Source organism: Desulfitobacterium sp. (assembly GCF_034927245.1).
Lineage (GTDB): Bacteria > Bacillota > Desulfitobacteriia > Desulfitobacteriales > Desulfitobacteriaceae > Desulfitobacterium_A.
Map to the genome: position 1 here is coordinate 16,903 of NZ_JAYFQK010000076.1, position 13,946 is coordinate 30,848.

Below are 13,946 nucleotides of genomic sequence, written 5' to 3' on the forward strand. Positions count from 1 at the left end.
GATGCCGATAACATCGGTACTTTTGTAAATACTTTACTCTTAGTAAGGAGGACTTAATGTGTCTTTTGTTACGGTGGTGGACAGTTCCGCAGATATTCCTTTAAATGTTGCTCGGGAAGAAGGAATTGTTGTTATTCCAATGCCCGTAAATATTAATGGAAAAACCTTTTTCGAAGGGGTAGATGTTTTTCCGGATGAATTTTATCCTCAATTTAAATCATTCCAAGAATTGCCGAAGACTTCACAACCCAATCCCGGAACAATTAAGGAAACTTATGAGAAAGTCATCGCTAACGGGGATGAGGTTGTAGCGATTCATCTTTCCTCGGGTTTAAGTTCAACCTATGCTACAACTTTGATGGTGCGGGATATGTGTAGCGCTCCGGAAAAAATACATATTATAGACAGCTTGGGGGCTTCTTGGGGTTATGGTTTATTGGCACTGCTGGTAAATCGTTATTTGAAAACTTCACCTTCATGGGACGAGGCGGAACCTCGTATCCTGCAGATGAGAAATCAAATGCGGTATACATTTACCCTGGATACCCTTGAATATTTAGTAAAAGGGGGACGAGTGAGTAAAACGGCTGGTTTTATTGGCGGACTTCTTGATGTAAAACCGGTATTAGAGGTTACTCCTGATGGACGATTAGAACCCTTTGCTAAAGTTCGTTCTCGTAAAGCGGCTTTGCGTAAACTCATCGAGGTTATGGTTGAAGAAATTGATCATCCAGAAGAACAAATTATCGGAATTTCTCACTCCTATTGTTTAGCAGAAGCACAAGCATTTGCTGAAGAAATTCGTAAACATGTTAATGTAAAGGATATTATGATCAGTGATATCGGTTGTGTTGTAGGAAGTCATACCGGCCCCGGTACAATGGCTTTATTCTATACACGTATTCATAAATAATATATGTATTATGTTTATAATATCTAGGGGGACACAGCCTTGAGAATCATTACTGCTCTTGTATGCACCATCTTGATCCTTCTTAATAGTGTTCCTCCGGTCTATGCAGTGTCGAGTTCTGATCCGCCTGAAATACGTGGAGAAGGAGCTTACCTGATTGATGTTCAATCTGGGCAGACGTTATATAGTAAAAATGGTGATGAACTTTTCGCACCGGCAAGTACGACTAAGATTATGACCGGATTATTAGCTATTGAGAAGGGTAATCTTGACGATATTGTTACTCTAAGTTCGACTATGCTTGATTATCAAACCGTTTATGGTACACGAATCTACCTCGAACCAGGAGAACAAATGTCTTTGCGAGATCTTCTGTATGCATTATTGCTTAACTCAGCAAATGATGCTGCAGTTGGTATCGCAGAACACATTGGGGGAAGCCTTGATCAATTTGTGTCCATGATGAATGTGAAAGCGAAGGATTTAGGCTTAACGAATACGACCTTTAAAAATCCCAGCGGGCTTTCTGAAGAGGGGCATATGACAACGCCCCATGACCTAGCCCGCATAGCTCAAGCAGCATATGCAAACCCGATTTTCCGAGAATATATTCAAACTAAAAGGCATACTATAACCCGCTCCAAACCCGATGTGCCGACTGTCATGATCAATGAAAATAAACTTTTAAGTGAAAATCCTTATGTTAATGGAATGAAAACGGGTTATACGGCAGCCGCAAAGAATTGCCTGGTGGCCTCAGCTTCGAAAGATGGTCGAGAGCTGATAGGCGTAATCCTTAAGTCACCGGGTCGAGAGATTTACAGTGATATGGAGAATCTTCTTGATTATGGTTTCTCCCAATTCCAGACAACGGTTAATAAACCTGCCGGAAGTGCTATTGCTAAAATGACAATTGGGTCAGAAGAAATTAACATGTTATCTGTCTCACCCATCTATACTACCCGAAAAGTGGGTGAAACAGTTTCAGAGCCGACTCTAAAAATTATTCCCTTAGAGACAAACGTAACAGAAATTGAGCAAGATCAAACGGTTGGAACGGTCGAGGTCTGGAATGGCAATGAGAAGACCGGAACGATTTCACTAATATCTGATCGAAGTGTAAAGCCGAAACAAAGTCTTGGAAATAATTATCAAAGGGTAATTTTCCTTATATTGTTTGTATTTTCGGTGATAACCCTTCTTTTCGTTCAGAGCAAAAGAAGCGCTGTCCGTAAACTCCGATGCTCACGTTCAAAGAAAAAGGAAGCTCAACTTCAAAAAGCGAAAAATACGGATTTAATATAGCGAGAACGTCATAATTATACATGATGCAATCATAGTCAGGAGTTGAATAAGGGGAATGTCCAATAGTTTTAAGGATAAAAAAGTCGTTACCTTAGCCTATGGGTGTCAAATGTCTGAGCGAGACGCTGAAACGTTAACAGAAATTTCTGCTCAGGAGGGATATTCACAAACCAATGATTTGGAAAGTGCTGATCTTATCATTATCAATACGTGTTGTGTCCGTGAAAGTGCTGAGAATAAGATTCTCGGAAAGATTGGCGAGCTGAAAAGGCTTAAGGAAAAAAATCCTCGTTTAAAAATTGCCGTATCAGGATGTATGGTACAACAACCGGGCGCACTTGAACGGTTACAACATAGGGCCCCCCATGTTGATATCTGGACAGGGACACATAATCTTTCGGAATTCGGTTGCTTTATCCGGCAAGCTGAGGAGGATCAAAAGGTTGCGGAGGTATGGAAGGAACCTGGCCCTGCTTTAGAAGCCACTCCCCTAGCTGAGAAAGGTAAGTTAAAGGCTAACGTTAATATCAGTTATGGCTGCAATAACTTTTGTACGTACTGTATCGTACCCTATGTTCGGGGAAGAGAACGAAGCCGAAAGCCGGAAGACATTCTCCGCGAGGCTCAAAAACTCGTTGAGTCAGGATGCAAAGAAATTACCTTGCTGGGACAAAATGTTAACTCATATGGCCAAGATTTAGATATGACTTATGATTTTGCGGATTTACTGAAAAAAGTTGATGAAATTCCGGGGCTTTTGCTAATCCGCTTTTTAACGTCCCATCCCAAAGATCTTTCGGACAAACTCATTGAAACTGTTGCGGCGGGAAAACATCTATGTCCACATTTTCATCTTCCCATCCAGGCCGGAAGTAATGAAATTCTTAAACGAATGAATCGCAAGTATACACGGGAATACTATCTGGAACGTATCAAAAAAATTAGAGAGATTATTCCGGAGTCAAGCATTACTACAGATATTATCGTCGGGTTCCCGGGGGAGACAGAGGAGGATTTTGAACAGACATTAGATATCATTGACAAAGTTCATTACAGCCAAGCCTTTACCTTTATGTACTCCAAGCGTTCGGGAACACCCGCTGCAAAGATGAAAGACCAAATTCCCCTTGATGTTAAGAAACGACGGCTCCAGCAGCTTATGGATTTACAGAATGATCAAAGCTTGGAATGGAGAAAGAAAATGCTGGGTAAGAACTACGATGTTTTAGTTGAGGGACCGAGCAAATCAAATCCGGATCGTTTGACAGGCCGTACCGCCGGTAATGAGCTTGTGGTTTTTCCCGGTGATCCCGCTCTTAAAGGTTCTCTTGTAAAAGTGCATATGATGGAAGCACATTCATGGACACTTTTAGGCGAAATTATTAAGGGCTAATTAATCAATGGGGAACCGTAAACCGCTCTAGCAGGAATCTCTTAAATAGTGTAGAATAGATCAATGGAGGTGTATCAATGACAGCGGATATCTTAGAAAAAGCCGAAATCCTAGCAGCAGCAATTGCTCAAAGCGGGGAACTAAAAGAATTAAGAACAAGCGAAGAAGCAATGCTGGCAGATGAACAAGCAAAGGGAATCATTGACGAATTTAATCAAGAACAACAACGGGTATATGCTCTTCAATCAGAAGGCAAAGAACTTTCGGAAGAGGAAAAAAAGGCCATTGATGAGATGGAGCAGCGGGTTGTAAGTCATGCCCTAATTGCCGCCTATTTACAGGCTCAAGATCGTTTTACGCAGATGCTGGATAGTGTTAACTCTGTTTTAGCAAGTGCAATTGCAAATGGCCAGGATAATGCCAGTTGTTCTTCTTGTGGATCAAGCTGTGGCGAGAGCCATGGCGGATGCAGCTGTGGCGGCTGCTAAAGTTCTTTAAGGCATTTAACACCTATAACGAAAAAGAAGGGAAGAGTTGAATGCTCTTCCCTTAAGAATATTTCCGCTGTTTTTTCCTTCCTAACTTTATACTTTGGAGGATTATGATCAATGACAACTCCAATGATGATTCAATATAAATCCATAAAATCACAAGTTCCCGACGCCATATTATTTTTTCGCCTTGGGGATTTTTATGAAATGTTTGGGGATGATGCCCTCACAGCTGCACCTATCTTAGAAATTGCCTTAACCGGGCGAGAAGCGGGTGGGGGCGAGCGTACTCCGATGTGCGGTGTTCCCTATCATGCTGTCGAGAATTATTTGGGTAAGCTTGTTTCTGCCGGCTACAAAGTCGCGATTTGCGAGCAAGTTGAAGACCCGCGTACGGCGAAAGGAATTGTTCGCCGAGAAATTATTCGTATTGTTTCACCCGGGACCGTTGTAGATTCTATAGCGGATAGGAAAAATAATTATTTAGCTTCAATTTTTCATGAAAATAATTGGGGCTTGGCTTTTCTTGATGTCTCCACCGGGGAATTCACGATTTTTGAAAATGCATCATTAGATATTATACTTACAGAATTATCAAGAATTCAGCCGGCCGAACTTGTTATTCCTCCGGAACTTGTTCGTTTGAAACATTGGCGGGGGTATTTTATCACAACACGAGATCGTAACTCTTTTACGCAGACGGATGCTGTCTATGATCGCTTTAAGCAACAACACGCTCTTCTTGATGAGTCACCCGCGGCTGCCAAAGCGGCTAATGCTCTTTGGAAATATCTCGGAGAGACTCTTCCGGGGAATGAACTAACTCATTTCCTTGAGATAAAGATATTCCAGCCAGATCAGTGGATGATCCTTGATCAGTGGACACGCCGCAATCTTGAACTCACGGAACCGCTTCGAGGGCAGGGCAAGAAGGGAACACTCCTATCCGTTCTCGATCTGACAAAAACAGCCTTTGGAGGACGCCTTTTAAGGCGGTGGATTGAACAGCCTCTTCTTTCAAAATCCGAAATTGATCATCGTTTAGATATTATAGAAGTTCTGACGGAGGATAGTTTTTTACGCGGGGATTTAGCTCAATTGCTAACGGGAATCTATGATCTCGAACGTTTAATGGGTAAAGTCGCCTTCGGAACCGCTCATGCTCGTGATCTTCTCGCCTTAAAGCAGACTTTAGCCGTTTTACCTAAAATTTGCTCAGCCCTTTGTGCCTGTAATGCGGATAACTTAAAAAACTATATTGACCATCTCACAGGATTAGATGAATTGGCCGAGGAGCTTGAGAATGCCCTTAATCCTGAAGCCCCGCTTTCGTTAAAAGAGGGGAATCTTATTAAAACGGGTTACTCTGCTGAAATTGATAATCTCAGAGGAACGTCTTCAGGAGGCAAAGACTGGGTTGCCCAACTAGAAGCTCAAGAAAAGGAACGCACAGGAATTCGCTCTTTAAAGGTGGGTTATAATAAGGTATTTGGATATTATATCGAAGTTACCCATGCTAATGCTCAATCCGTGCCTCCGGAATACATCCGTAAACAAACCTTAGCGAATGCCGAACGGTACATCACTCCTGAATTAAAGGAATACGAACAGAAAATCTTGGGAGCTGAGGATAAACTTATTCAGCTGGAGTATCAACTCTTCTTAGAACTGCGTGAGGATGTACGAAAACATATCCCCCGAATTATGGATGCCGCCCATGCACTTGCGGAGATCGATGTTTTTGTCGGTTTAGCTGAAGTGGCCATCCGAAATCATTATGTCCGGCCTGAGATCACGCAGAACGGAAAAATTCAAATCATTGAAGGGCGCCATCCTGTGGTGGAAAATATGCTCGAGGATGGGAGCTTTGTTCCCAATGATACGCTTCTCACCCGTTCTCAACATCTTGCCCTGATTACAGGTCCTAATATGGCAGGAAAGTCAACCTATATGCGACAGGTTGCTCTAATCGTGCTCATGGCTCAAATCGGAAGCTTTGTTCCGGCAGATAAAGCCAGCATCTCAATTGTTGACCATATTTTCACTCGTGTTGGAGCTTCAGATGATCTGGCTTCCGGACAAAGTACGTTTATGGTTGAGATGCGTGAGGTAGCCTATATTCTTCATCATGTTTCAGAACATAGTCTTGTAATACTTGATGAAGTAGGGAGGGGAACAGCAACTTTTGACGGGTTAAGCATAGCTTGGGCTGTTACGGAATACTTGGCTGATCAGAAGATTAAACCAAAAACATTATTTGCTACCCATTATCATGAATTGACCTCTTTGGAAGATAATTCACCTGGGATTTTTAACTTACATGTCGGTGTTCGTGAGAACGGGGAGGATATCATCTTTCTCCATAAAATTCTTCCCGGCCGTGCCGATCGAAGTTATGGTATTCAAGTAGCAAAACTTGCTGGGCTGCCTGCACCTCTCTTGCAAAGGGCAAGATCAATTCTAGAGGGACTCGAAACGTCATCTTCACAGAAAGAAAAATCCTTCAGACCTGAAACAGCAACCCAACTTACGTTATTCGAGCCACCGACAGTACATCCCTTGCTGCGTGAAATTTCCGAGATCAATATAGATGATTTAACACCTCGCCAAGCCCAGGAATATCTCTATGATTTGCGTGAACGCATTAAAGCTCTAGAAACCTTGTAATCTTAATCAAGGATTGGAGGAATTTTTAGTGCTCCTAAAAGAAATCCAAGTTGGCATTGATGTGGGAGGAACTTTTACTGACGCTGTTCTATTAGAGGATAATAGGATTGTTGAAAAAGCTAAAATTGCCACTCAAGCCGAAAATGTGTTAGGTACGGTTCTTCATGCTCTTGATGAATTAAAAGTATATCATAAGGTAGTTACACGTATTACGGTTAGTACTACCCTAATTACGAATGCAATACTTCAGCAAAGACTGCCACAGGTGGATCTCTTATTATTTCCCGGCTCGGGGATGAGTCTCAAGGCTTTGAAATGGCCGGTTCCATATCAGGTCTTAAAAGGAGAACTTGATTATCGTGGACGAGAGGTTTCCTCTCCGGATGAACTTGAATGGCGTCGGCTCCTTAATCGTTATCAGGAATTTCCCGGGTCCAAGGTGGCGATTGTCGGTAAATTTTCGCACCGAAATAGTTTGCATGAGGAGAATTTAGCGTTTTATCTGCAAAAACATTGCCCCGATCTCGAAATATGCTTAGGCCATGAATGGGGACAAGCCAATTTTTATCGACGAAGCTTGACCACATATCTTAATCTAGCCTGCGAGGAAGTTTATCAAACTTTTGCCCATCAACTACAACAGGCTGTTTTTCAGAAAGGCTCTTCTGCTAAGATTCATGTTCTCAAAGCAGATGGCGGAGTTGTACCGCTTCAAACACTTCGTCCCGTTGAATCTATTTATTCGGGTCCTGCCGCCAGCATTTTAGGGGCCTTAGCACAGACCAATACGGGTCCTGATTTTGATTCTGAGACAGATCAGTCTTTCGTAGTCGTAGATATTGGCGGAACGACAACAGATATTGGACTCATTTTATCGGGAGAGCCACTAATGAGTGCATATGGAGCAAAAATAGGTGATTTCTCAACTCTAGTACGGACATTGGCTGTTCGTTCGATTGCAGCGGGAGGGGATTCAACAATCCTTTCGGAAGGCGATGGCTTTAGGATCGAAACCTATCGACGCGGTCCTGCCTACTGCTTAGGAGGACCTGCTCCGACACCGACCGATGCGATGTGTTATCTTAATTTGATTCCCTTTGGAGATCGCCTAAAGGCTGAACAAGGCTTGGTACAGCTTCTGCCTGAATGCAAGCGCGATTCCTTTAACCTTGAGCGGCTTTCAAATGAGATTTTGGCACGGTTTGCTGATAACATTGCCCAAGCCATCGAAAGCATAATTAGGGAATGGCGTGAAGAACCTGCCTATAAGGTATGGGAAGTTCTTCATCCCCATGAGGAACAAAATATGTTCATTGAGGTTAGCGGCGGCGGTGCACCTGGACTTGTCAAGGCGTTAAGTATGCGCTTAAACAGTCCGGTCAAGATTGGAGATTTTCCGGAAGTGTCAAATGCGATTGGAGCGGCGTTAGCACGTCCGACCTTCTCTTGCACACTTCATTTGGATACCTTTATGAAGCGGTATCAAATTGAAGAAACAGGTCTGCAAGGGGAATGGCTAGGCTCTCGCAAACCGCATAAAGAAATAGAAGAATTTTTACGGGAGATTGCCGAGAAAAGTGCTCGCGATCAAGGAATTGAATTAAAGAAGCCTAAAATACAACCTTTTGATTATTTCCCAATCGTTAAAGGCTATCAAACGGTTGGTCAAATCATTCAAGGCTCACTAATCGTATCACCAGGCGTTAGAGGGAGGCTTAAATCATGAAACGCAGTGGAATTGTTTTCTTTCCCGCTTTTGACTGGTCTTTAGGGGATACCCATCCCGAACGGGAAGAACGCCTTCTCTATACGCAAGAACAGCTCTTTGAGGAAGGTGTTATGGAACTTCCCCAAGTCAAACAATATTCTCCGGGACTCGCTTCTCTGCATGAAGTTCTTCGTACCCAAGCCTTATTTCCACATCCGGATAAACATGATCTCGCAGCCCATTTAATTGCCGCAGGTTGCGCAATTGTCTTAGGTGATGCCTGGGCACACAATGAAATACAAAATGGGTTCGCTTTAGTCAGACCGCCCGGACATCATTCAGGGGCAACCGTACTTGGAAATCGGGGCTTTTGCACGATTAATAATGAAGCCATTTTGATCAATCACTTAAGAACGAAATATGGAATTAAAAAAATTGCGGTTGTGGATACGGATGTCCATCACGGCGATGGGACACAGGATATTTTCTTTCATGATCCTAATGTTTTGTTTATTTCCCTCCATCAAGATGGAAGGACCCTTTACCCAGGAAGTGGATTTACCCACGAAAAAGGAGGACCCAATGCCTGGGATACAACGCTGAATATACCTTTGCCGCCCGGTACAGGGGACGAGGGAATACATTATGTTCTTGAAAATTGGGTTTTACCCCGCGTACGTGATTTTAAACCAGATCTGATTATCAACTCTGCGGGACAAGATAACCATTTTACAGATCCGTTAGCAGCAATGAATGTGACGGCTCGAGGGTATGGCAAAATCACTGAACTTATCCGGCCTGATCTTGCTGTTTTGGAGGGTGGATATTCGATTGAAACAGCCCTTCCCTATGTTAATTTGGCAATATTTCTTGCTTTAGCCGGTGAAGATTACCATCAAGTTATCGAACCCCAAAAGCCTCAACGTCAACTCCTCAATTTCCAAGAGCTAAAACGCTATATTAAGGAATTAAAAATTAACAATAAACAAGCTAACCCGCATTGGACAACGCGTGAAGAGAAATCTTTACCCGGCGGTAAATGGGCCTTTATTCCACATTCTGTTTACTATGATACTGATGGCATTCAAGAAATTCGTCAGGATCGCGTTCGTATGTGCGAGCATTGCGGGGGCACTGTTTTAATCGAAAGCCAGAATGCGTATGCAGGTGAGAAATTCGCTCTGATTCGGATACCCTTCAATGCCTGTAAAGAATGCAGGCAGGCGGGGGAAGATTTATGGGGGGCTTTTATAGGCCGCAAAACGAGTGTACTTTTCCAAGATCAGGTACATGATTCGATACAGTTATGGAATGTTCAAGAGGGGGTAAGAAACTTTTGATGCAAAAAATCCAAGTTCTTGATCCCCAAGAAGCAAATCAAATAGCAGCCGGAGAAGTTGTTGAACGGCCTGTGTCTGTTGTTAAGGAACTCGTTGAAAATTCTTTGGATGCCGGGGCACAACAGATTGAAATTATCGTTGAAGGTAATGGAGTTCCATTAATTCGTGTTTGTGATGACGGCTGCGGAATTTCACCTGAAGATTTATCCCAAGCCGTATTGCGTCATGCAACCAGCAAAATTCGACACATTGAAGATTTGAATGAACTGCACACGTTAGGTTTTCGAGGTGAGGCGCTTCCAAGTATTGCTTCAGTGTCCCGCATAGATATTACCTCACGACCCATAGACAGCGTTCTTGGTATGACGCTGAAACTGATTGGAGGAGAACAAAGCGTACTACAGGAAGCGGGTTGTCCTCCGGGTACGATGATAACCGTTGAGGATTTGTTTTTTAACACCCCGGCCCGACGCAAATTCCTTAAATCTCAGAATACTGAGTTCGGACTAATCTCGGAGATGCTCGGGCGTCTCGCTTTGGCGCGTCCCGATGTTTCTTTTACCTTAAAACATCCGAAACAAGTTGTATTTCAAACTCCGGGAAGGGGGAAGCTGCTTGAAAGCATTGCTGCAATATACGGACAAAAATTAGCCCGTCAGCTCATTCCCCTATCTTGTTCAAAGGATGAATGGAGCCTTGAAGGGTTTATCAGTCCGCCGGATTTAGTTCGTTCCACGCGTCAGGAGGAAGTTTTTATTGTTAACGGAAGGATTATTCGTTCAAAGCTGATGAGCCGCGCGATTTCCGAAGGCTATCACACCCTTATTCCCAATCGACTTTATCCTGTCATTGTTTTGCAGCTTATGCTTCCTCCTCACCAGTATGATGTAAATGTTCATCCCACTAAAATGGAAATAAGGTTCCAGAAGGAAAAAGAGTTATCCCAATTTATTACTGAAAACGTACGCAAAACCCTTCTGGCAAGCCGTCCGGTAGCCCATTTTGAACACCTGAGTGCTAAATCTGCCCAATCACCGACTACGTCTCCCCATTTTCCTCAATATTCCCCTAATGACGCAACTCGTTCTTCTACTGATTTTTCAGCAGGACGTCCCAGTCAGGCGAAATTGTTCTTTCCCGATCAAAGTAATAACAAGGTTCAAGAAGCGCCGCATCCATTTACACCGCAACCCTCTGAAAATCTGATAAAGAGGGAGATTCAGACAAATACGGAAACTCAGGATAAACTTTTCTCACTTCAGAATTCCGATAGTATTCCCCCTATAGCTGAGGATGTGCATCCTTTATTGACTTATCATCCCCTGGGGCAGGTTTTAGGAACCTATATCATTGCAGCGAATGATGAATCACTCGTGATTATCGATCAGCATGCTTCCCATGAGAGAATTAATTACGAACGCTTGTTAAAGGAGCATCAACACCATCTTGGGGCCAGTCAAACTATCCTCGTTCCTACTCCTCTTGATTTTTCTCCCATTGAAGAGCAGGCCCTCCTTGAAAACTTACCTTATTTAACCAACATGGGCTTTATCCTTGAGCATTTTGGGGGAAGAACATATTTACTTCGAGGAGTACCTGCTTATAGCGGGAACTATTCTGGGGAAGAGCTATTAAGGCAGTTCCTTGAAGAAGTAGTTTTCAAGCAAAATCATCCGACCTTCGATGAGCTTTTGCGGGAATGGATCTATATGCTTGCTTGCAAGGAATCGATAAAAGCAAAGGACAAGCTTTCGCTTCTTGAAATGCAGGAACTGCTTGTACAACTGAGTAAAACGGAGAATCCATATACTTGTCCTCATGGACGCCCGACGATTATCAAGCTCACCCGAAATGATTTAGAGAAACGTTTCTATCGCACTTAATAGGAATTGAGATTTTGAAGCTTGGAGTGTAGTCTATTTGAAGGAAATTCCCGTATCCATACAATTAACGCATCCTGATGATCCTGTTTTACAAGCAAAAATGGAATGGTTCATGGATCAACCGGGCTGCTCATTCCGAATAGGTGAATTGGATTTACTGCCCATTTTGCATATCACGCGCAAAGGCGTTTTTTTGGATGATGGTCTAAAGCGTTTTGGTTTTCATCCGAACCTCGCAATTATTCGGATTTTGCAAGGCCTTCGCGGCGAACAGGATCGTTTCCTCCTGGCTGCAAATATTCAGCCGGGACAAACCTTTATTGATGCAACTCTGGGGTTGGGTACTGATGCTTTGGTCGCGGCATGGAAGCTAGGGGAAAAGGGAAAGGTTTTAGCCTATGAAAATTCCCCAATTCTTGCGGCTCTCATCAAGGACGGACTTATGGGTTTAAAAGATAAACAGTTACCCCGGTTGGATAATCCTGACAAGGCTAAAGCTTGGCAAGAGCTCATTCATGCCTCGCAGCGTATTGAAGTTGTATGGGGAGATCATTATGAACTTCTCACTGTTCTTCCGGATTCTTCGGCCGATATTGTCTATTTTGATCCGATGTTTAGGCATACCTGCGAAAAGTCATCCTCCATTCAACCCTTACATCGATACTCCGATCACCGCCCATTACAAACGAAGGTTATTCGGGAAGCCTGTCGTGTTGCTCGCTCACGCGTTGTCTTAAAAGAACGAAAAGGCAGTTCAGAATTTACTCGTTTAGGTTTCCGAGTTTTTGACGGCGGGCGGTATAGTGAAGTCGATTATGGAATTATCAAATGCTTCATAACCAGGGAGGAAACATTTTGAAGTCCCTTATTATCATTGTAGGGCCGACGGCTGTAGGAAAAACGGCTTTAGGTGTAAGCTTGGCTAAGCGTCTCGATGGAGAGATTATCTCGGGTGATTCTATTCAGGTTTACCAAGGGCTCAATATTGGATCAGCCAAACCAACAAAAGAAGAACAAGAAAATATTCCACATTACCTTTTAGATATTCTTGATCCGAGAGAACCTTTTACAGTTGCACAGTTTCAGAAGATGGCATCGGAACGAATTAGCGAGATTCAAAACCGTGGGAAAATCCCAATCGTTGTCGGGGGGACAGGTCTTTACATCCGTTCGTTGCTGGATCCTTTTGAATTCAATACAAATAGCTCGACAGAAATTCGTGAACGCTGGGTAGGTTTTCTTAAGGAGCGGGGAAAGGAGAAACTTCATCAAGCCTTGGATGAGCGCGATCCTGTAAGCGCAGAACGTCTTCATCCGAATGATACAAGGCGAATTATTCGTGCTTTAGAAGTTTATGATCTTACCGGAAAACCTTTTTCAGAGCAAAGAGGAAATCATGATTATGAATATCCGCCCTTAGATCCTTCGATTCTGTATATCGGATTGACCGCTCCACGTGAAGTGATATATGATCGTATTAATCGCCGCTGTGAAGAAATGATCCATCAAGGCCTCCTTGAGGAAACCTTAGACTTACTTAGGGATGGATATGATCACCACCTGAAACCGCTCCAAAGTATAGGTTATCGCCATGCAATCTGGACCTTGACAGGAAAAACAACGTCTTGTGAAATGCTTCGAATTTTTCAACGCGATACACGCCATTTTGCGAAACGTCAACTAACCTGGTTCAAACGTGATCCTCGTATTCAGTGGTATGATACGGTTTTAAATAATCTGTCAAATATAGCAGAAGGGATTTGCAAGACTTGCAGAGGGGACGAAAGTCGTGTACAATAAACAATTAGAAATAGGAATAGCTGGTGATGGAGGGAAAAACATGAATAAGTCGCCCATCAATTTACAGGATACTTTTTTAAACCAAGCACGCAAAGAAAATATGCCCGTAACCATATATTTAGTGAATGGGTTTCAGTTGAAAGGAATTGTACGTGGATTTGACAACTATGTTGTTGTTTTGGACTTTGACGGTAAACAACAAATGATTTATAAACATGCCATTTCTACCGTTATGCCTATGCGGCCCCTTAACTTAGTTACCGCGGCCAATGCTAATGGCAATTCCGAAGAATAAAAATATAAACCTGATTTCACTGCAAAAACCCCATTAACCTGACCGTCATAAGAAGGATATTTATCTCTCAATGTTGAATTATTAAGCATAAAGAAGTAATTGATTGAACGATTGAGATAAATCGGTTTCTTGGGGGTATTTGAAGATGTTC

The 13,946-nt window shown here is 42.9% G+C and carries 11 protein-coding genes; all 11 read left to right on the plus strand.

The genetic code is table 11. The annotated features are described in order from the left end of the window. Positions 1–58: 58 nt before the first annotated feature. A complete protein-coding gene (locus VB077_RS15985) occupies positions 59–913 on the plus strand; it encodes a DegV family protein (protein ID WP_323416255.1) in 855 nt (284 codons plus the stop codon). Positions 914–952: 39 nt separating this feature from the next. After that, complete coding sequence (locus VB077_RS15990) at positions 953–2,218, plus strand: D-alanyl-D-alanine carboxypeptidase family protein (protein ID WP_323416256.1); 1,266 nt, start codon at positions 953–955, stop codon at positions 2,216–2,218. Between the two features lie 55 nt (positions 2,219–2,273). Next, positions 2,274–3,611 carry a tRNA (N6-isopentenyl adenosine(37)-C2)-methylthiotransferase MiaB gene (miaB, locus tag VB077_RS15995; RefSeq protein WP_323416257.1) on the plus strand — a complete coding sequence of 446 codons (1,338 nt, stop codon included), beginning with the start codon at positions 2,274–2,276 and terminating at the stop codon, positions 3,609–3,611. Between the two features lie 77 nt (positions 3,612–3,688). Then, a complete protein-coding gene (locus tag VB077_RS16000; RefSeq protein WP_323416258.1) occupies positions 3,689–4,099 on the plus strand; it encodes a YlbF family regulator in 411 nt (136 codons plus the stop codon). Positions 4,100–4,219: 120 nt separating this feature from the next. Then, positions 4,220–6,769 (plus strand): DNA mismatch repair protein MutS, encoded by a 2,550-nt coding sequence (gene mutS / locus VB077_RS16005; protein WP_323416259.1) that lies wholly within the window; start codon positions 4,220–4,222, stop codon positions 6,767–6,769. Positions 6,770–6,797: 28 nt separating this feature from the next. Beyond that, positions 6,798–8,495 (plus strand): hydantoinase/oxoprolinase family protein, encoded by a 1,698-nt coding sequence (locus VB077_RS16010; RefSeq protein ID WP_323416260.1) that lies wholly within the window; start codon positions 6,798–6,800, stop codon positions 8,493–8,495. After that, positions 8,492–9,817, plus strand: a complete 1,326-nt coding sequence (locus VB077_RS16015; protein WP_323416261.1) for a histone deacetylase — start codon at positions 8,492–8,494, stop codon at positions 9,815–9,817. The genes VB077_RS16010 and VB077_RS16015 overlap by 4 nt, the downstream gene beginning before the upstream one ends. After that, on the plus strand, positions 9,814–11,700 hold the full coding sequence (gene mutL, locus VB077_RS16020; protein ID WP_323416262.1) for a DNA mismatch repair endonuclease MutL: 1,887 nt from the start codon (positions 9,814–9,816) through the stop codon (positions 11,698–11,700). Before VB077_RS16015 ends, mutL begins: the two co-directional genes overlap by 4 nt. A 37-nt stretch (positions 11,701–11,737) precedes the next feature. Next, complete coding sequence (locus VB077_RS16025) at positions 11,738–12,559, plus strand: class I SAM-dependent methyltransferase (protein WP_323416263.1); 822 nt, start codon at positions 11,738–11,740, stop codon at positions 12,557–12,559. Continuing rightward, on the plus strand, positions 12,556–13,500 hold the full coding sequence (gene miaA, locus VB077_RS16030) for a tRNA (adenosine(37)-N6)-dimethylallyltransferase MiaA (RefSeq protein ID WP_323416264.1): 945 nt from the start codon (positions 12,556–12,558) through the stop codon (positions 13,498–13,500). Before VB077_RS16025 ends, miaA begins: the two co-directional genes overlap by 4 nt. A 40-nt stretch (positions 13,501–13,540) precedes the next feature. Continuing rightward, entirely contained in the window at positions 13,541–13,795 is a 255-nt protein-coding gene (gene hfq, locus VB077_RS16035; RefSeq protein WP_323416265.1) for an RNA chaperone Hfq, read from the plus strand. Positions 13,796–13,946: the final 151 nt, after the last annotated feature.